Source organism: Rhodopila sp., from assembly GCF_035548235.1.
Taxonomy (GTDB): Bacteria; Pseudomonadota; Alphaproteobacteria; order Acetobacterales; family Acetobacteraceae; genus Rhodopila.
The window spans coordinates 16,918-35,027 of record NZ_DASZTJ010000273.1; the positions used below are offsets into that span (position 1 = coordinate 16,918).

An 18,110-nucleotide genomic window follows, 5' to 3' on the forward strand; every position below is an offset into this window, starting at 1 on the left:
GCAGGAACGAAAGGGACGTCCGCATGAACGCCGCGCCCGCATGAACATCTCGACAGGGTCGCAGGTTGCCTCTGCCGACCTGACCGCCGACCCGGTCGCGCAGGCGTACGCGATCGCCCCGCTGCTGCGCGAGGAAGCCCCGAAAATCGAGGCGCTGGGCCAGTTGACCCCCACGGTGGTCGACGCGCTGCATACCCACGGCCTGTATCGCACCCTGCTGCCGCGGTCGCTGAACGGCTACGGGGCGGACTTGAAGACCTTCGTGCGGGTGATAGAGGCACTGGCTGCCGCCGATGCCTCGACCGCCTGGTGCGTGGGCCAGGCTGTCGGCTGCTCGATGGCAGCGGCCTATGTCGACGGACCGGTGGCGCGGCGTATCTGGGGTGATGATCCATGCGGCGTCCTCGCCTGGGGCTTCCAGTTGGAAGGCCGAGCGAAGGTGGTGCCGGGGGGATACGAGGTCACCGGCAAATGGGGCTTCGGCAGCGGCGGCCACCATGCGAGTTGGATGGGCGCGCATTGCCATGTCGAGCTGCCCGACGGCTCGCTGTTGAAAGACGCCAACGGCGCGCTGGTCGAGCGTACCATGCTGCTGGAGCAGTCGAAGCTGAACTGGACCCGCAACTGGGACGTGGTCGGCCTGCGCGGCACCGGCAGCGACAGCTACACGTTGGATGGCGTCTTCGTACCGGACGCTTACACGGTGCGTCGCGACCTTGGCGCCGAACGCCGGATCGACGAGCCGCTGTTCCAGTTCACCACGACCAGTGCCTATTCGTCCGGGTTCGCCGCCGTCGCCATGGGGATCGCCCGCGCGGTGATGGAGGACTTGAAGGCGCTGGCGCAGACCAAGAAGCCGTCGAGCACGACCCGGACCTTGCGCGACAGCCCGGTGATGCATCACCTGATCGCGGAGAACGAAGCCAAGCTGCGCTCCGCCCGCGCATTCGTGCTGGAGACGATCCGCGACGCCGAAGACGGCATCCGCCAGACCGGCAAGTTGCGGACCGAAGACCGGATGCTGATGCGCCTGGCGACCACCTCGGCGATCAAGCGGGCCAAGGAGGTCGCGGAGTTCGCCTATCACGAGGCCGGAGCGACCGCGATCTTCGCCGCCAACCCGTTCGAGCGCCGGATGCGCGACATTCACGCCGCCGCCCAGCAGGTGCAGGGACGCACGGGCCATATCGAGGTCTGCGGCCAGTGGTTCCTCGGCCTGACCCCGGCAGCACGGCATTTGTGAGGGAAGGAAGGTCAGCATGAAGGTCGGTGTCATCGGTCTCGGCACCATGGGCATGGGCGCGGCGCTCAACCTGCTGAACAAAGGCCACGCCGTCACCGGCTGCGAGTTGCGCGCGGAAAGCCGCGCCGCCTTCGCCGAAGCCGGCGGGACCGCCGTTGCCTCGCCTGAGGAACTGCCGCCCGACCTGGAAGCCCTGGTCGTCTTCGTCGTCAACGCCGTGCAGACCGAGGCGGTGCTGTTCGGCGACAAGGGCTGCCTCCCTCGCATGACGAAAGGCGGCGTCATCCTCTGCTGCGCCACCATCGCGCCCGAGGCCGCCAGGGCGCTGGGCAAGCGGATCGAGGAGGCCGGCTTCCTCATGCTCGACAGCCCCGTTTCCGGCGGGATGGTCGGCGCTCGGGCCGGGACGATGACGGTCATGGCCTCGGGGTCCGACGCCGCCTTCGCCAAGGCCGATCCGGTGCTGCAGGCGATCTCCACCAAGGTCTGGAAGCTGGGCGCCGAACCGGGCGTAGGCAGCACGGTGAAGATGGTGAACCAGCTCCTCGCCGGCGTCCACATCGCCACCGCCGCCGAGGCGCTCGCGCTTGGCATCCGAGCGGGGGCCGACGCTGAGACGCTGTTCAAGGTGATCTCGGAGTCCGCCGGCAGTTCCTGGATGTGGCAGAACCGCGTGCCGCATATCCTGGCCGGCGACGATACGCCGCTGTCGGCGGTGAACATCTTCGTCAAGGACCTGGGCATCGTGCTGGACCAGGCGCGGGCGCTGACCTTCCCGCTGCCCATGGCCGCGGCGGCCCATCAACTGTTCCTGGCAGCCTCGGCCCATGGCCAAGGCTACAAGGACGATGCGTTCGTCATCCGGGTGTGGGAGGCGCTGACCGGGATCCCGCTGCCGGCGAAGTCCTGATCAGCCCATCCCCGCCGGCGGGTCGCAGACGACTGTCTTCATCTCCGCCGGCACCGACACCTCCAGCAGCTCGAACTCGTCCGCCGTTCCGGTCTCGTTATGGCGCATGCCGCCCGGGATCATCAGCGAATCCCCGGCGACCATGTGGACCTTCGTTCCGTCTTCGAACTCCAGGTCCAGCCAGCCGTTCAGCATGAAGACCAGTTGGTGCTCGCAGACGTGATAGTGCCAGCCGGTCGGGCGGCCGAGGCCCTGGGTCGCGCTGGTCACCTGGGCGCGCATCTTGCCGCCCGTCGCCTCGGTGACGCCAAGCTCCCGGTATTTGAAGAATTCGCGCCGTCCGGCCTTGTAGACCGGATTGGCGGCGGGTGCGTATGCCAGCTTGCCGCTCGTCGTCGCGCCGGATCCTACCGTGTCGTTCATGGTGCCATCTCCTCCTCGGCCTTGCCGATCATGTGCCCTGCCAGTCGCGTACACGTTGTCAGGCTGGGCCGCCGGCATCTGCTACCGGACGGTAGGCCCACCGGCGCGGCGGGGCAACCGGCAACAAATGCTTGCGGTTCGCGCCGTCGAACCGTTAGGGAAAGCGCCGCATCGGACCGAGACATGTACATCCAGACGATCCTGCTCCGCCTGTTGCCGCCGTCGCTGCGGCGGTCGGCCTCGCCGGCCCGGATCGCCGTCGCCGCCGAGTTCGTCCGCTTCGGCCTGGTCGGGCTGGTCGGGCTGGTGATCGACACGGCGACCGTCTATGCGACACGCGGCACGCTGGGACTCTACGGCGCCGGCATCGTCGCGTATTTCGCCGCGGCAACGGTCAATTGGGCACTCAACCGCTCGTTCACGTTCCGTGGCCGGGGATCGGGACCGATGCATCGGCAATGGGCGATGTTCCTGACGACCAACCTGCTGGGCTTCGTACTCAATCGCAGCGTCTACGCGCTGCTGGTGACCTTCATGCCGCTGGCGGCGGCGCAGCCGGTCATCGCGACCTCGGCGGGCGCCATCGCGGGCATGTTCGTGAATTTCGGCGTCTCGCGCAGGCTGGTCTTCCGCTGAGGACATCCGCGAGCGCATGTTCGTTGTGCGTTTCACACAATTTGACGCCTGCCAACAGATTCCGTGAAACCAGGTACCATCGTACGGAGCATTAACCGCACGTTCATGTCTTGCCGCGAATTTGCGCGCCGTCATTCAAGCTCGCGGCAAACTGATGTTCGATTCACGCATTCGGAACTTCGAACCCCTCGCATATAGCGACGGCTCCGTTTCGTACGCGTTCCCACCACTTTCGACCTACGTCGTTCCAACTTCCGTCGTCCTCAAGCGGATCGAGGACGTGGTCATCGCGCTGCTGCTGCTGGCGATCCTCGGTGCCCCGATGCTGGTCGCCGCCCTGGCGATCGGGCTGACCTCCAGGGGACCGGTCCTGTTCCGGCAGGACCGCATCGGTCTGCACGGCAGACCGTTCCGCATGCTGAAATTCCGCACCATGCGCCACGCCGCGCGCGAACACGACGGCTGCCGCCAGGCGACGCGCAACGATCCGCGGGTGACGCGGCTGGGCGCCGTGCTCCGCCGCACGTCGTTCGACGAGTTGCCGCAACTGTTGAACGTCCTGGCTGGAACGATGTCGATCGTCGGCCCCCGCCCTCACGCCCCCGGCACCTGCGCCGCCGGACGCCCGTTCGAGACCATCACCCATCGCTACGCCGCCCGCCACTGCGTCAAGCCCGGCATGACCGGCCTTGCCCAGGTACGTGGCTGGCGCGGGGAAACCGATACCGAGGAAAAACTCCTGCGCCGGGTCGATAGCGACCTGGAATACATCGCCACGTGGAGCCTCACGGGCGACCTCAAGATCGTCTGCCGCACCGTCGCCGCGGTCCTGTGCATGAGGAATGCCTGGTGAGCCACTTACGCGCCCCCACACTGCCGCTGGACCAGGGCCTCCATGAGGCATCCAGCGTGCGCGAGGAACCCCGGCCGAATCGTTCTATCGCGGAACGGTTCAACTTACTGCGCGCACCGGCGCGGGTCGCGGTATTGATCCCCTGCCACAACGAAGCGACAACGATCGCCAAGGTCGTGCTGGATTTCCAGGCCGCGCTGCCGCACGCGACGGTCTATGTCTACGACAACAATTCGACGGACGGAACGATTGCCGAAGCCGAAGCAGCCGGCGCCGTGGTTCGCCATGAACGGCTGCAAGGCAAAGGCCACGTCGTGCGCCGCATGTTCGCCGACATCGAAGCCGACGCCTATATCCTGGTCGATGGCGACGACACCTATGATGCCGCCTCGGCCCCGTCCATGCTGCGCCTCCTCCTCGAACGCCAGGCCGACATGGTCAGTGCCGCTCGGCACTGCAACGATCGCGACGCCTATCGCCGGGGTCACCGCCTGGGCAACGTGGCGCTGACACGGATCGTATCCTGGATCTTCGGCGACGGGATCAGCGACCTCCTGTCCGGCTACCGTGTGTTCAGCCGCCGCTTCGTCAAGTCGTTCCCCGCCTTGTCCTCGGGCTTCGAGACCGAAACGGAATTCACGGTCCACGCCCTGGCCCTGCACATGCCGATGCAGGAAGTGCAGGCGCCCTATCGCTCCCGCCCCCATGGCAGCCGGTCGAAGCTGAACACCTTCGTCGATGGGATGCGGATCATCAGGGCGATCGTGACGCTGGTGCAGCAGGAGCGTCCGCTGCAGGTATTCTCGATCGCCGGATTGGTCCTGCTGTGTCTTGGTGTCGTGCTGGGCACGCCGGTGGTGGTCGCGTTCCTGGAGACCGGCCTGGTGCCGCGGCTGCCGACCGCGCTGCTGTCCACCGGGCTGGTGCTTCTGGCTTGCCTGTCGCAGACTTGCGGCCTGATCCTTGACGCGGTGGCGCGCGGCCGGAAGGAGATGAAACGCCTCGCCTACCTGACCTTCGCACCGCTGGAATGGCCGCGATGACGCCGCCCCCCTCGGGTCGCCTGCTCGCGGGCGAACCACCGCCGATACAACCGGTTGCGGCCGATATCATCATCCTGGCGCTGGACCGGGCGGACGAGACGATCGCCGCGATTCTTTCGGCTCGAGCGCAGACTGGTGTCGATACGCATGTCTATGTCCTGGATCAGGGCTCGACACCGGAAAATCTGGATCGCCTGGTGACCGCGATCGGTCCGCACTGTAGCCTGTTCGTCACCGACGCCAACCTGGGCGTCGCCGGCGGCCGCAATTTTTTATCGCGGGTGGGAACCGGCCGCACCATCGTCGCACTGGACAACGACGCCGAATTCGCGACCACCGACACGGTCGCGCGCCTGGTCGCCGCTCTGGACGCGGAGCCGGCGCTGGCAGCGATCGGCTGCCGGATCGTCTCCGACCGAACCGGGCGCGACGACCTCTCGTCCTGGGGCTATCCGCGCGGCCTGCTGCCGGCCGCCGGCGAATCATTCGACGCCGTCACCTTCGTCGGCGCCGGCCATGCCATCCGCCGTTCGGCCTGGCTGAACGCCGGCGGCTACGACGACGCTCTGTTCTTCTGCTGGGAGGAATTCGATTTCGCCCTGCGCGCCATCGCCCAAGGCTGGCGCATCCGCTATCGCGGCGACATCGTCATCCGGCACAAGGTGGCCGGCGAGCATCGCGTCACCTGGAGCGGACGGCGGTGGTTTTATTTCGTCCGAAACCGTCTCTATATCGAACGCAAGCACGCCCGCTCGGCGTGGCCCCGCGCGGCAGGCTATCTGGTCAAGGGCACGATCAACGGCAGGCCCATCGCAACGCTGCGCGCGATCATGGCCGCATGGCGCATGCCGGCCGAACCGGCGGACCGCGCCCTGGGTGCTCAGGCCCTGGGTGCTCAGGCCCTGGCATATCTCCGGCGCAACGACCAGGCCCACCGCGGCGGCTTGGTCCGGCGGCTCATGCGCGAAGTATTCGCCGCGATCGGGCAGCCATCCGGCGCTGCCGCCACAGCAGGCCGATGACCTTGGGGCTTTCGATCAGGTAGCGCCGTGCCATACGCCGAGGCTCCAGCGCCAGCCGCCAGGCCCATTCCAGGCTGCATCGGCTGAGGAATTTCGGCGCGCGGGTCCGGGCGCCACAGAGGAACTCCAGCGACGCACCGATGCACAACCCCGTGCCGGTCAGCCCGGTTTCCCGACTCAGGACATCGGCCAGGATCTCCTGGCGCGGCGACCCGGTCGCCAGGAAGATCAGCCGCGCCGGATTGGCCTTGATGAAGGCGACGACCTCGGCCAGCACGGCGGGATCGCGATCGAAGCCCATCGGCGGGTCGTAATGGGCTGGGGCCGCCAGTCGGTAACGCGCCACCAGCGCCGGCAGCCAGACGGGCGACAGGCCGATGATCACCACTCGCTCATTCGGCGCGATATGGCGGCTGACCAAGTGTTCGGTCAGGTCGCTGCCGGTAACGACCGGCGGAGCTTTCAGGCGAAGCAGCCGGCAAAGCAGTGCCACGACGCGCGAATCCAGCAGGCAGATGGCAGCACGCTGGTAAATGCCCAGCAGGACACGACCGTCCTTGTCCCGTCCTTGTCCCGACAGCCGGACCAAGTGATCGGCGTTTGGCGTCACGACGTAGGCGAAGGGCGCGTCGGGCGGCCGAGCAGCAATGGCCTCGGCGACTTGGTGGAGGGAAAGGACGGTGAAGTCGAGATCCAGGAAGCGCATCACAAGCCCAGCTTGACGGTCATCAGCCCGAGGCCGCGGCTGTATCCGGGGGCAATGCCGGCGACCGGAGCGGAGCCGTGCATGTCGACCTGGTCGAATGTCAGGACCAGACGGGTCATCCGATTGACGACCCAAGTCACGCCGACGCCGAACCGCGTGCCAGCCTGGTATCCGCCCTGGAAATCGTCCTGCCGCTGCCAGCCGACCCAGCCGTTCAGCAGCACGTCGCGGCGCAACTCATGATCGATCGCCAGCCGAGCGGTGGTGTAGGTGGCGCCCGAAACGCCTTCCTGCGCGGCTGCGTCGGTCTCGCGGCTGATAGTGCCTGAGACCGTGGTCATCCCGCTTGGCGACCAGCTCACGCCGGCCTCGGCGATCGCGGTGTTGTGCGCGCGATAGGCGGCGGCGTTGAAGCGGCGGATCTCGCCGCCCACCAGCATCCGCCAGTGCCAGACCGGGTCGGCGCTGTCGGAGATCCCGGCCAGCACCTGGTAGCCGCGCGAGCCGGGATTGATTTGGCCGGCGGGCGTATGTGTGTAGTCCTGCCCCAGGCCGCGCACCACGAACACGAGGTCACGCAGCGGCACCAGCGCATAGCGCAGCGTGACGCCGGCCTGCACCACGACACGGTCCCGATAGGATTGGTCCACCGGCAAGCCGCCGATCGTCGTGGGATCGTATCGCCACTCGGTCGCTTCCACCTCCGGCGTCAGGCTCCACGGTGCCCGGTTGAACGTGTACGCCAGGCGGACGTCGTCGACGTGGAAGGCGACGGGGCGGTCGCTGGGCAAGGTGTCGAGGGCGCCCCTGTCCTCGTGCCGCTCGATATGCGCGACAGCAGCGGTGATTTCATCCTGGCCGGCCGAGAACCGGCCGCCGGCCGAGACGGTCCCGTCGGTCCGGCTCTGGTCGGGGTACGCCAGCACGCGCCGGTCCTCCAGCGAGAAAATCGCGCCCAGGGTGGTACGGGCGGTTTCCGAGGAGAGACCAAGGGTCGCGTCGGTTCCGACCTCCCAGCTTCCGCCTTTGGTCGGTCCGGACAGTTCGTTGCTGTCATAGCCGATGCTTTCGGCCAGTTTCGGGGCGATGACGACGGGCCCCTCGCGCAGCCCGAGGGGCATCTGTTCGGGGTGCAGCCGGGTTTCGACCGTGACTCCGGGGCCGTCATCATAGCCTGGGACGCCGTCGGGCAGCAGGGCAGTAAGAATCTCGGCGGTCGCCCGCCCGATCACGCAGATGGAGCCGACGAGCGCCAGGAACATCCAGAACAGAGGGTACCGCCGCCACATACCGGCGTAGTGTCGGGCGGAGTCGTTAAGGATCGATTAACGCCCGGTGGGTGGGGTACCGACGCCTCAGCCGTCATGGTGACCAAGGGGCCACCATGACGGAAGGGATGCTAATTCGTCGCCGCCACTGCCTCGTTGATCCGAGCGACGAAGTCCGGCGACATTTTCATCTCCCGCGCGACGGCGTCCTGTTGTTCCATCATCCGCTGCCGTTCGATCGCCAGTTGCTCCTTGGGCACATCGACGATCTTGACGCCATGGTCCTTCAGCGCCTTCTCGGCCTTGTCCTGCGCCGCCAGCAGGCTGGTGCGGTACCCACCGATGTTCGCCGACCACAGGTCGGTGATCAGGGTCCGCATTTCAGGGCTCAGGCCGCCCCAGAACGTGGCCGAGATCATCGGAATGTAGTCGCCCATGTTCTGGTGGTCGATCAGCCCGAAGCGCAGGCCGGCGTCCCACAGCTTGGCGCTGGCGCAGCTTTCATTGGTACTCTGCAACGCGTCGAACGTGCCTTGCGACAAGGCCAGTGGCACGTCCGGCCATGCGGTCATGTTCGGCACGCCGCCGAAGAATTTGGCCCGCCAGGGCTGGGCGAACCCGCCGGAGTTGCGGATCGTCAGGCCCTTCAGGTCCTCCAGCGTGTTCAGCGGCTTGTGTGTCGAATACCAGTTCGTGAAACCAAGGTCGATCCAGCGGCCGGGAATCGCCACGCGCAGCTTCTTGGTGACCTGCTGGTTGACCAGGTCGCCGGGAATGCCATCGATGGCGCGATGCGTCGCCTCGACCGGCTGGCCATAGAATACGGGAAGCTGGGCGAGATCGGCCTCCGGCACATAGGCCGAGACCAGCCAGGTGCCGGGTGCGGCCATCTCCACCTGGCCCAGCACCAGAGCCTTGATCACGTCGCGGTCGGCGAAGAGCTGGCCGCTGTCGAACAACTGGGTCTTGATCTGGCCCTGAGACGCGGCCTCCAGCTTCTTCAGGAAATCCGCGATGGCGATGGTCCGGCCATGGCTGGGCGTGGTGTCAACCGAGACCCGCAGCTTCACCGGTTCGGCGCGGGCGGTGCGGATGAACGGCGCGGCCAGCGCCGTTCCGATGACGAGGCGGCGCCGAACCGGATGCGGTATCACGCGTGGCCAGCCGGAGCGGTCAGCGCGCGTGCGCCGATGGACTGGATCGTCGATAGGCGTCGATACAGGACCTCGGCCGGGATCGGCGACTGGCCGGCATCGAGGCAGTCGGCGAACTTGTCGTACAACTGCTGGTCCGAGAGCGGCCGCGTCGGATGGCCGGTCGCCCGCTTCACAGGCTCGCCCTCGATCGTCCGGCCGTCGGTCAGGCGGACGCTGACCTTGTCCGCCGGCGCGGCGCCAGGCAACTCGGAATCGTATTCGGTGCTCGTGACGATCTCCACCTTGCGCATCAGCGCCTGGATGTCGGGACGGCGGACGAAGTCGTCGGTCAGTTCCCTCAGCCCGACGCGGCCGGCGACGATGCCGGATGCCATGCAGAACTCCATGCTGAACTTGGCGGCCAGGCCGGTATCCGGCTGGTGGTTGCGCAGCACGGTGGCGAAGTAATCGCTGATGTTGACGGTGATCTTGTCGACCTGATCGGCCTTGATCGGGCTGCCGGCCACCAGGTCCAGCATGCCGTCGATGGCGCGATGCGTGCAGTAGCAGGTCGGGTATTTCTTGATACCCAGCCCCTGCTTCAGGATCGCCCATTCCACGCCGGCCTTGCAGTCCGATGTCCGGTCCTCTTCGCCCGAGGGCGAGATCGCATGCAGGAAACCCTGCGGATGTTCCAGCGCGTCGGTATTGGCGGTGAACCCGGCTTCGGCCAGGCGGGCGGCCATGATGCCCGCATGAGCGGATTTGCCGGCATGGAACGGCTTGGTCATGGTACCGAAGTTCGACATCAGCCCAGCCGCCTGGGACGCGCCGAGGGCGATGGCGATCGCCGCTTTCTCCGCATCCAGCTTGCGCAGCTTGGCGCAGGCCGCCGCCGCGCCGACGGCACCGTAGAGGCCCGTCGGATGCCAGCCTTTCTGGTGCAGCAGCCCGCTGTCGCGGCGGAAGCACTCGGCCCAGGCTTCGTAGCCGGCGACATAGGCGGTGATCATGTCTGCGCCTGAGGCGTTCAGGTGTTCCGCTTCGGCGAGGATCGCCGGCACCAGCACCGTGCTGGGATGGCCGCGCAGGGCGACGTCGTCATAGTCCAAAGCATGCGCTGCGGTGCCGTTGATCCAGGCGGCCTCCGGCGCCGGGGCCTTGCGGTCCCCGAAGGTCAGCGTGGCTGGGCCGTCGCCGGGGGCCAGCGTCTCGGTCATGATCCGCACGCTATCTTCCTGCCGCCCGGCAATCATGGTGCCGATGCAGTCGATGAAGCCCATGCGGGCAATGCGGGCGGCGTCTTCGGGGAGGCGGTTCGGCGACAGGTCGGCGACGAACTGGCCGAGGGCTTTGGTCAGGGTCATGGGACGGAACCTCCGGGACGGTTTTCTGGCCGGCGCGGAGGATTGTCCGAGGGGGCACCCGCGTCAACCGGCCGGCGGGAACCCGCCTGTGTCGGCCAGTCCATGCCAGGGCGGCGAGTGGCAGGTCGGACGGCGGCGCGGCGGATGCATCGCCTGCCCTCGATCCGCCGCTGCCGTGCAATCGTACACTTCCGCTTGACCACCCGATCAATCCCGGCAAGAACCCTTCGCAACGAACGACGCGACGAAATGCGAACGACACGGGAGGAAGCGGGACGCCAGTGGATCTGGAAATCCTGATCGAGAATGTGGCGAATGCCGTCGCCGCGGGCATCACCATCGGTTGTATCTACGGCCTGATGTGCATCGGCCTTGGACTGATCTTCGGTGTCATGCGCATCGTCAATTTCGCCCAGGGCGAGTTGTTGATGCTGGGCATGTTCGCCAGCCTCTACCTCGTCACCGGAGGTGGCGTTCTGGCCTTCCTAGGACCTTACATCGGCCCTTTCGTCGGCGCCTTGCTGGCGGGACCGATCGTCTTCGCGGGCGGCGCGCTGATGCACCGGTTCCTGGTCGCGCGCGTGTCCGGCTTGCGCACCTCGGGCACGCTGGATGAGGGGCATTTCGGCCAGTTGATCGTCACGCTGGGCATCTCCCTGATCCTGCAGAATGGCGGGCTGATCCTGTTCGGCTCCACACCGGTGACGGTGCGCACCCCGCTGTCGTCGCGCGCGTTCGAGATCACCGGCTTCTATGGCGATGCCACGATCTTCCTGAACAAGGCGCGGCTGATCGCCTGCGCGGTGGCCATCGTGACGGCGGTCGCGTTGTACCTGCTGCTGGAATACACGAGATTGGGCAAGGCCCTGCGCGCGGCGGCGGACAATCCGACGGCGGCGACCTACATGGGCATCGACGTCGACAAGGCTTACCGCATGGCGTTCGCCCTGGGCAGCGGCATCACCGCGATCGCCGGCGGCCTGATGGCGACCTATCTGTCTTTCGGGCCGTTCGTCGGCCTGGATTACGTGATCATCATGTATTCCGGCGTGGTGCTGGGCGGCATGGGCAGCATCCTCGGCGCCTTCTGGGGCGGGCTGACGGTTGGCTTCGTTCAGCAATGTTCTGCACTGATCCTGCCGCCGCAATTGCAGAACGCGGCGATCTTCGTGGTGTTCCTGCTGATCGTCCTGCTGCGGCCCCAGGGCCTGTTCGGCCGTTCGGCGGAGCGCGCCTGATGCGACACGGGGCCGCCTCCCGCCTGCGCCGCGACCTGATCGCCCTGGCCGTCATTGCGGCCGTCTATCTCGCCGCCACGACACTGGTCACCAACAGCTATTACCAGTTGATCATGACGCTGGTGCCGATCTGGGCGGTGTTCGGCGTGTCGTGGAACATCCTGTCCGGCTATGGCGGTCAGTTGTCGTTCGGCCACGCCTCGTTCTTCGGTATCGGCGCCTATGTGGTCACCCTGGCGCTGGTCTACTGGAACCTCACGCCCTGGCTGGGCATTCCGCTGGGCATGGGCGTCGCCGCCGTCGCCGCGGTGCTGATCGGCCTGCCGACCTTCCGTTTGCGCGGCCATTACTTCGCGCTGTCGATGCTCGCCTACCCACTGGCGATCCTCTATTTCCTGCAATACCTGGGCTTCCAGGAAATGTCGCTGCCGATGCACAAGGAGCATCCGGTGGCGTTCCTGGAATTCACCGAACCGCGCTGGTACACCCTCGTCGGCATGGCCTTGCTCGCCGCCAGCCTGGTCGTGGCGGCAATCGTCGAGAATTCCCGGTTCGGCCTCGCCCTTCTGGCCATCCGCCAGAACGAGCTTGCCGCCGAGGCCGCGGGCATCAACGCTCGGCTGTGGAAGATGCGGGCGCTGGTCGTGTCGGGGATGATCGCCGCCGCCGCGGGCGGGTTCTATGCCTGCGTGCTGCTGGTGGTGACGCCGGATTCGGTGTTCGGCATGCTGGTCTCGGCACAGGCAGTGGTGGTCACGCTGTTCGGCGGCGTCGCGTCCATCTGGGGACCGGTGATCGGCGCGGCCATCCTGGTCCCGCTGGCGGAATCGCTGAACGCGGAACTGGGGAACTACCTGCCCGGCATCCAGGGCGTCGTGTACGGCGTGGCGATCATTGCCATCATCCTGGCGGCGCCCGACGGGCTGTTCTGGACCGTCCGCGACCGGCTGTTCAAACCGCGCCTGGCCACCCCCCTGCCCGAACGCCTGCCGCCGCCGGCAGCGATCCCGCACGCGGCGGCGGGCACGCCGCTGCTGAAGGTCGAAGGCCTGTCGCGCAGCTTCGGTGGGTTGCGCGCCGTCGCCGACGTGACGTTCGAGGTCCGGTCGGGCGAGATCCTGGGCATCATCGGCCCCAACGGCGCCGGCAAGACGACGCTGTTCAACCTGCTGAACGGCGTGCTGCCGCCGAACGGCGGCGTCGCCACGCTGGATGGGCAGGTGATGTCCGGCCGCAAGGTCCATCAGGTCTGCCGCATGGGTGTCGGCCGCACCTTCCAGGTAGTGCGCAGCTTCCCCCGCCTGCCGTTGCTGGATAACGTCATCGTCGGCGCCTACGGCGCGGGGATGAACGACGCCGAGGCGATCGCCGCCGCCGCCCATGCGCTGCGCCGCGTCGGCATGGAGGACCTCGCCGGCGTCGCGGCCGGCCAGTTGACCAACAAGCAACTCCGGCTGATGGAGTTGGCGCGCGCGCTCGCCGGCAATCCCCGCCTGCTGCTGCTGGACGAAACGCTGGCCGGGCTTGGCCGCGAGGAATGCGACGACGTGCTGAACGTGCTGGAACGCCTGCGCGGCGAAGGCATGACCGTCGTCATCATCGAACACACGATGCACGCCATGATGCGGATCGCCGACCGGTTCGTCGTGTTGGACCACGGCCGCGTGCTGGCCACCGGCCTGCCGCGGGCGGTGGTCGAGGACCGCACCGTGATCGAGGCGTATCTCGGCAAGAAATGGCTGGCGAAACAGGATGCTTGAGGTTTCCAACCTGTCGGTCGCCTATGGCGGGCTGCGCGCGCTGACCGATGTCTCGCTGACGGTGAAGGAGGGCCAGTTCGTCACCGTCGTCGGCCCCAACGGCGCCGGGAAGTCGACGCTGTTCAAGACGATCTCCGGCATCGTGCGGCCGGCGGGCGGGACTGTCCGTTTCATGGGAAAGGACCTTGCGGCGCTGGCGCCGTCGGAGCGGGCGCATATGGGCATAGCGCACGTGCCGGAAGGGCGGCAGGTGTTCAAGACATTGACGGTGCGCGAGAACCTGGAAATGGGCGCCTATCCCAAGGCCGGACGGGAGGCGTGGCACCACACGCTGGACCGCATCCACACACTGTTTCCGATCCTGCACGAACGCGCCGGGCAGTTGGCCGGCACGCTGTCGGGCGGTGAGCAGCAGATGGTGGCGATCGGCCGGGGCCTGGCCTGCGCGCCCCGGCTCTTGATGCTGGACGAGCCGTCGATGGGCCTGGCGCCGGCGGTGGCGGAAACGATCTTCGAACGCGTGTCGCAGATCCATCGCGAGGACGGCATGACCATCCTGCTGGTGGAACAGCGTGTCGCGGAAGCGCTGGAGCTCTCTGACCACGGCTATGTGCTGGAGACCGGGCACATGGTGCTGGACGGGCCATATGAGACGCTGCTGAAGGACGATCGGGTACGGCGGTCCTACCTTGGACTGACGGACGAAGAGCCGCCGTGACCCGACGACGGTTTGATCGCTAACGAAATCAATAAGAGGACGCCCGAGATGACCCGCACTCCGCCCCTGCTGACCCGCCGCAACGCCCTGCTGACGGGCGCTGCCGCATCCGCGCTGCCGCTGCGCCGCGCCCGAGCGCAGACCCCGAAGGAGGTCAAGATCGCGATGCTGGTGCCGCTGTCGGGCCCCTGGGCGCGACAGGGCATCCTGGAGCAGATGGGCGCGCGCATGGCGATCGACGACGTCAACAACGCCGGCGGCATCAAGTCGATGGGTGGCGCCAAGCTGAAGCTGGTGGAATACGACACCCAGGACAGCGCGGAAAAAGCCAAGGACGCGGCCCAGCGCATGATCGCGCAGGAACCCGACCTGGTCGGCGGTTTCGGCTGCTGGCTGTCGACCTTCACCCTGGCGGCGACCGAGGTCACCGAACGCGCCGAACTGCCCTGGCTGACGCTGTCTTACTCCGACCTGATCACCGGACGCGGCTACAAATACGTCTTCCAGTCCTCACCCACCGCCGAGGAGCAGGCGCGCGAGCTGCTGCCCATGGTCATAGAGCTGGCGCAGAAGGCATCCGGCAAGAAGCCGACCAAATTCGCCTATATCGGCGACAACACGGCGTCCTCGGTCAGCTTCATGAAGACGATCCGCAGCAAGGCGACTGCCGATCTCGGCCTGACACTGGTCGCCGACGAGGTCTATACGCCGCCGCTGACGGACGCCACGACGATGGTCCAGCATATCCGGGCGGCGAGGCCGGATTTCTGCGGGTTCCAGTCGACGAACGTGCCGGATGACAAGCTGCTGGCCGACAAGTTCGCCGAGTTCAACCTGAAGTCCGACCGGCTGCCGAAGATCGGCGGCGGCGGGCACTGGGCGGTGCCGGAGTTGCTGAAGGTGACCGGCGCGGACAACCTGGAAGGCATCATGGTCGGCCTGGCGAACTGGCCCGGCAAGCGCCAGGCCGACCTGTCCAAGCGCTTCATGGAGCGGACCAAGGAACCGTGGTTCGGTCACGACTCGATCTTCGCCTATGTCCACGTGATGATCCTGAAAGAGGCGCTGGAACGCTGCGGCGTTGCCGATCGCCGCAAGGTCGGCGCGGCGATCCATGCGCTGGACATGACCGACGGCCCTGCCCTGTTCTTCCCCGACGGCCGGTTGAAATACGATGCCAACGGCCGGCGCGTCGGCGCCAAGCTGTGCATCGTGCAGTGGCGCAGCGGCCGGCCGGAACCGGTCTACCCGGCGGAAATCGCGACGACGGACGCGCTCTGGCCAAAGGTATAGGGGGCATTTCCTGACCGGCCCAAGGCCGGTCAGGGGCACAAACGCCAACGGCCCGTCTGGACGCGGCCCCGTCCGACGCGGTAGCCAACGGCGCCGCCGGGGACTGGTCTCGGCAGCCGGAAGGAGCGCGTATGCCCCCTCGCCTGATCATCTTCGACTGCGACGGCGTGCTGATCGACAGCGAGGCCCTGTGCGATCGCGTCGTCGCCGCCGAACTCACAGCCCAGGGCTGGGCCCTGTCCCCGGCCGACTGCCACAGGCTGTTCCTGGGCCTGACCTTCCCCGACATCCAGCACGCGGCCGAGACGCACCTGGGCCGACGCCTCAACGCCGGCTGGGTCGACTCGGTGGTGGCGCGCGTCGCGGCGACAATGGCCACCGAAGTCGAACCCATTCCCGGCGCCCGCGAAGCCCTGCTGGGCGTCGCGGCGCTCGGTTTGCCGTACCGGATCGCCTCGAATTCATCGCATGCCGAGATGGCGGCGAAATTCGCGCGCACCGGGCTGGCCCCGCTGGTCGAGGGCCGTATCCACAGCGCCTATGACCTGATCGCCCGCGGCAAGCGCGGCAAGCCGGCCCCCGACCTGTTCCTGGAAGCCGCGGCGGCCGGCGGGACGGACCCGGCGAGTTGCCTGGTCATCGAGGACTCCCTGGCCGGTGCCCAGGCCGCCGCCGCGGCAGGCATGACCTGCTGGGGCTTCAGCCCCGAGGGCGACGCGGCGCATCTGCGTTCGGTCGGCGCGATCCCTTTCGCCTCGATGTCCGCATTGCCGGAGATGATCCGGTCCTGTCTGTCCGCCGTCCATCAGGTTGTCGTTCCATGACCGTTCCGTTCTTCGCCGCGCTCTATCCGTGGACCAAGGCGTTCCACATCATCGCGATGGTCGCCTGGATGGCGGGGATGTTCTATCTGCCCCGGCTTTATGTGTATCACACGGAGCTGCAGCCCGGATCGGCCGAGAGCGAACGGTTCAAGGTCATGGAGTACCGGCTGCTGAAGCAGATCATCAACCCGGCGATGATCGCCACCTTCGTCTTCGGCATCATCCTGGCGCTGACACCGGGCCTGATCGACTGGAGCGCCTGGTGGTGGCATGTGAAACTTCTATGCGTACTGCTGATGACCGGTTTCCACGGCGCCTTGTCGCGCTGGCGGAAGGACTTCCTGAACGACGCCAACCGCCGACCGACAAAATTTTATCGGATCGCCAACGAAGTCCCGACCGTGCTGCTGATCGTCATCGTCATCATGATCGTCGTCCGCCCCTGAAGGAGAGGTGCCACCATGCCCGTCCGCATCGTCGATGTTCGCGAAGTCACCAGGCCGATCTCCTCGCCGATCCGCAACGCTTATATCGACTTCAGCAAGATGACCTCCAGCCTGGTCGCGGTCGTCACCAATGTCGAACGCAACGGCAAACCCGTCATCGGCTATGGTTTCAATTCCAACGGCCGCTACGGCCAGGGCGGCCTGATCCGGGAGCGGTTCGCGCCGCGCATCATGGAGGCGGATCCGAAGTCGCTGCTGGACGCGACGGGTGAGAACCTCGATCCCGATGCGATCTGGAATACGATGATGCGCAACGAGAAACCGGGCGGGCATGGCGACCGGTCGGTGGCGGTGGGCACGCTGGACATGGCGGTATGGGACGCGGTCGCCAAGATCGCCGGCAAGCCGCTGTTCCGGCTGCTGGCCGAACGCCATGGACTGACGCCGAACCCCGACATCTTCGTCTATGCCGCCGGTGGATACTACTATCCGGGCAAGGACGACGACGCGCTGTGCGCCGAGATGCGGAGCTATCTGGAGCGTGGCTACACGGTCGTGAAGATGAAGATCGGTGGCGAAACGATCGCCGAGGACGCGCGCCGGATCGAGGCGGTGCTGAAAGCGATCGGACCGAAGAACCGCCTGGCGGTGGATGCGAACGGCCGATTCGACCTGGAAACGGCGATCGCCTATGCAAAGATGCTGCGGGAATACCCGCTGTTCTGGTATGAGGAAGCCGGCGATCCGCTGGACTACCAGCTTCAGGCGGCGCTGGCGGAATTCTATCCGGCGCCGATGGCGACCGGGGAAAACCTGTTCAGCCAGCAGGACGCGCGCAACCTGATCCGCTATGGCGGGATGCGCCCCGACCGCGACTGGCTGCAGTTCGACTGCGCGCTGTCCTATGGCCTGTGCGAGTACCAGCGCACGCTGGCGATGCTGAAAGACCAAGGCTGGTCCTGGAAGCGCTGCATCCCGCATGGCGGGCACCAGATGTCCCTGGCGATCGCCGCCGGGCTGGGGCTGGGCGGGAATGAAAGCTACCCGGACGTGTTCCAGCCCTATGGCGGCTTCCCGGACGGCACCGCGGTGAAGGACGGCATCGTCACGCTGCCGGACCTTCCGGGGATCGGGTTCGAAGGGAAATCCGACCTGTTCTCGGAAATGCGGGCGCTGGCAGCCTAGGGACGAGCCGCCGTCACCATCATGACCAGACTTCAATCT

The 18,110-nt window shown here is 66.8% G+C and carries 18 protein-coding genes; 13 read left to right on the top strand and 5 right to left on the bottom strand.

The annotated features are described in order from the left end of the window. The first annotated feature begins 40 nt into the window (after window positions 1-40). Both VHB27_RS21955 and ltnD read left to right on the top strand, forming a co-directional pair. A complete protein-coding gene (locus tag VHB27_RS21955) occupies window positions 41-1,243 on the top strand; it encodes an acyl-CoA dehydrogenase family protein (RefSeq protein WP_325604599.1) in 1,203 nt (400 codons plus the stop codon). 16 nt (window positions 1,244-1,259) lie between these two features. Beyond that, entirely contained in the window at window positions 1,260-2,153 is an 894-nt protein-coding gene (gene ltnD / locus VHB27_RS21960; RefSeq protein ID WP_325604601.1) for an L-threonate dehydrogenase, read from the top strand. On the opposite strand, the gene VHB27_RS21965 is transcribed toward ltnD, so the two are convergent. After that, on the bottom strand, window positions 2,154-2,576 hold the full coding sequence (locus tag VHB27_RS21965) for a cupin domain-containing protein (RefSeq protein ID WP_325604603.1): 423 nt from the start codon (window positions 2,574-2,576) through the stop codon (window positions 2,154-2,156). A 183-nt stretch (window positions 2,577-2,759) separates the two neighbouring features. Between VHB27_RS21965 and VHB27_RS21970 the strand changes: the two genes are divergently transcribed. From VHB27_RS21970 to VHB27_RS21985, 4 genes are all read left to right on the top strand, one after another. Next, window positions 2,760-3,212, top strand: a complete 453-nt coding sequence (locus tag VHB27_RS21970) for a GtrA family protein (RefSeq protein WP_325604605.1) — start codon at window positions 2,760-2,762, stop codon at window positions 3,210-3,212. 154 nt (window positions 3,213-3,366) lie between these two features. After that, window positions 3,367-4,065, top strand: a complete 699-nt coding sequence (locus VHB27_RS21975; protein ID WP_325604607.1) for a sugar transferase — start codon at window positions 3,367-3,369, stop codon at window positions 4,063-4,065. An 86-nt stretch (window positions 4,066-4,151) separates the two neighbouring features. Next, window positions 4,152-5,108 carry a glycosyltransferase family 2 protein gene (locus tag VHB27_RS21980; RefSeq protein WP_325604653.1) on the top strand — a complete coding sequence of 319 codons (957 nt, stop codon included), beginning with the start codon at window positions 4,152-4,154 and terminating at the stop codon, window positions 5,106-5,108. Then, window positions 5,105-6,130 (top strand): glycosyltransferase family 2 protein, encoded by a 1,026-nt coding sequence (locus tag VHB27_RS21985; protein WP_325604609.1) that lies wholly within the window; start codon window positions 5,105-5,107, stop codon window positions 6,128-6,130. The genes VHB27_RS21980 and VHB27_RS21985 overlap by 4 nt, the downstream gene beginning before the upstream one ends. Here the strand turns inward: VHB27_RS21985 and VHB27_RS21990 are convergent. The 4 genes from VHB27_RS21990 to VHB27_RS22005 form a co-directional block, all read right to left on the bottom strand. Next, on the bottom strand, window positions 6,066-6,836 hold the full coding sequence (locus VHB27_RS21990; protein WP_325604611.1) for a WecB/TagA/CpsF family glycosyltransferase: 771 nt from the start codon (window positions 6,834-6,836) through the stop codon (window positions 6,066-6,068). The two genes, VHB27_RS21985 and VHB27_RS21990, sit on opposite strands and share 65 nt — an antisense overlap. Then, window positions 6,836-8,125 carry an outer membrane beta-barrel protein gene (locus VHB27_RS21995; RefSeq protein ID WP_325604613.1) on the bottom strand — a complete coding sequence of 430 codons (1,290 nt, stop codon included), beginning with the start codon at window positions 8,123-8,125 and terminating at the stop codon, window positions 6,836-6,838. Before VHB27_RS21995 ends, VHB27_RS21990 begins: the two co-directional genes overlap by 1 nt. Before the next feature lie 110 nt (window positions 8,126-8,235). Further along, on the bottom strand, window positions 8,236-9,258 hold the full coding sequence (gene dctP / locus VHB27_RS22000) for a TRAP transporter substrate-binding protein DctP (protein WP_325604615.1): 1,023 nt from the start codon (window positions 9,256-9,258) through the stop codon (window positions 8,236-8,238). After that, on the bottom strand, window positions 9,255-10,607 hold the full coding sequence (locus tag VHB27_RS22005) for an MmgE/PrpD family protein (protein ID WP_325604617.1): 1,353 nt from the start codon (window positions 10,605-10,607) through the stop codon (window positions 9,255-9,257). Before VHB27_RS22005 ends, dctP begins: the two co-directional genes overlap by 4 nt. Window positions 10,608-10,888: 281 nt before the next feature. On the opposite strand from VHB27_RS22005, the gene VHB27_RS22010 reads away from it, so the two are divergent. The 7 genes from VHB27_RS22010 (at window position 10,889) to VHB27_RS22040 (ending at window position 18,071) form a co-directional block, all read left to right on the top strand. Then, window positions 10,889-11,845: a branched-chain amino acid ABC transporter permease gene (locus tag VHB27_RS22010; protein ID WP_325604619.1), complete on the top strand. Its 957-nt coding sequence runs from the start codon at window positions 10,889-10,891 to the stop codon at window positions 11,843-11,845. Further along, window positions 11,845-13,605 (top strand): branched-chain amino acid ABC transporter ATP-binding protein/permease, encoded by a 1,761-nt coding sequence (locus VHB27_RS22015; RefSeq protein WP_325604622.1) that lies wholly within the window; start codon window positions 11,845-11,847, stop codon window positions 13,603-13,605. Before VHB27_RS22010 ends, VHB27_RS22015 begins: the two co-directional genes overlap by 1 nt. Then, complete coding sequence (locus tag VHB27_RS22020) at window positions 13,598-14,323, top strand: ABC transporter ATP-binding protein (protein ID WP_325604624.1); 726 nt, start codon at window positions 13,598-13,600, stop codon at window positions 14,321-14,323. The genes VHB27_RS22015 and VHB27_RS22020 overlap by 8 nt, the downstream gene beginning before the upstream one ends. Before the next feature lie 48 nt (window positions 14,324-14,371). Next, window positions 14,372-15,616: an ABC transporter substrate-binding protein gene (locus tag VHB27_RS22025; RefSeq protein ID WP_325604626.1), complete on the top strand. Its 1,245-nt coding sequence runs from the start codon at window positions 14,372-14,374 to the stop codon at window positions 15,614-15,616. Between the two features lie 131 nt (window positions 15,617-15,747). Then, window positions 15,748-16,440 (top strand): HAD-IA family hydrolase, encoded by a 693-nt coding sequence (locus tag VHB27_RS22030; RefSeq protein WP_325604628.1) that lies wholly within the window; start codon window positions 15,748-15,750, stop codon window positions 16,438-16,440. Then, window positions 16,437-16,886, top strand: coding sequence for a protoporphyrinogen oxidase HemJ (gene hemJ / locus VHB27_RS22035; RefSeq protein ID WP_325604630.1), 450 nt, complete (start codon window positions 16,437-16,439; stop codon window positions 16,884-16,886). Before VHB27_RS22030 ends, hemJ begins: the two co-directional genes overlap by 4 nt. 15 nt (window positions 16,887-16,901) lie before the next feature. Continuing rightward, a complete protein-coding gene (locus VHB27_RS22040; protein ID WP_325604632.1) occupies window positions 16,902-18,071 on the top strand; it encodes a mandelate racemase/muconate lactonizing enzyme family protein in 1,170 nt (389 codons plus the stop codon). Window positions 18,072-18,110: the final 39 nt, after the last annotated feature.

What these genes read in the sequence shown, in the direction of transcription:
- VHB27_RS21955 (WP_325604599.1), top strand. Translation starts at nt 41, where the DNA reads ATGAACATCTCGACAGGGTCGCAGGTTGCCTCTGCCGACCTGACCGCC.
- VHB27_RS22005 (WP_325604617.1), bottom strand. Translation starts at nt 10,607, where the DNA reads ATGACCCTGACCAAAGCCCTCGGCCAGTTCGTCGCCGACCTGTCGCCG.
- VHB27_RS21975 (WP_325604607.1), top strand. Translation starts at nt 3,367, where the DNA reads ATGTTCGATTCACGCATTCGGAACTTCGAACCCCTCGCATATAGCGAC.
- VHB27_RS21985 (WP_325604609.1), top strand. Translation starts at nt 5,105, where the DNA reads ATGACGCCGCCCCCCTCGGGTCGCCTGCTCGCGGGCGAACCACCGCCG.
- VHB27_RS22040 (WP_325604632.1), top strand. Translation starts at nt 16,902, where the DNA reads ATGCCCGTCCGCATCGTCGATGTTCGCGAAGTCACCAGGCCGATCTCC.
- VHB27_RS21970 (WP_325604605.1), top strand. Translation starts at nt 2,760, where the DNA reads ATGTACATCCAGACGATCCTGCTCCGCCTGTTGCCGCCGTCGCTGCGG.
- VHB27_RS21990 (WP_325604611.1), bottom strand. Translation starts at nt 6,836, where the DNA reads ATGCGCTTCCTGGATCTCGACTTCACCGTCCTTTCCCTCCACCAAGTC.
- VHB27_RS22025 (WP_325604626.1), top strand. Translation starts at nt 14,372, where the DNA reads ATGACCCGCACTCCGCCCCTGCTGACCCGCCGCAACGCCCTGCTGACG.
- VHB27_RS22015 (WP_325604622.1), top strand. Translation starts at nt 11,845, where the DNA reads ATGCGACACGGGGCCGCCTCCCGCCTGCGCCGCGACCTGATCGCCCTG.
- VHB27_RS22020 (WP_325604624.1), top strand. Translation starts at nt 13,598, where the DNA reads ATGCTTGAGGTTTCCAACCTGTCGGTCGCCTATGGCGGGCTGCGCGCG.
- VHB27_RS21995 (WP_325604613.1), bottom strand. Translation starts at nt 8,125, where the DNA reads ATGTGGCGGCGGTACCCTCTGTTCTGGATGTTCCTGGCGCTCGTCGGC.
- ltnD (WP_325604601.1), top strand. Translation starts at nt 1,260, where the DNA reads ATGAAGGTCGGTGTCATCGGTCTCGGCACCATGGGCATGGGCGCGGCG.
- hemJ (WP_325604630.1), top strand. Translation starts at nt 16,437, where the DNA reads ATGACCGTTCCGTTCTTCGCCGCGCTCTATCCGTGGACCAAGGCGTTC.
- VHB27_RS21965 (WP_325604603.1), bottom strand. Translation starts at nt 2,576, where the DNA reads ATGAACGACACGGTAGGATCCGGCGCGACGACGAGCGGCAAGCTGGCA.
- VHB27_RS22030 (WP_325604628.1), top strand. Translation starts at nt 15,748, where the DNA reads ATGCCCCCTCGCCTGATCATCTTCGACTGCGACGGCGTGCTGATCGAC.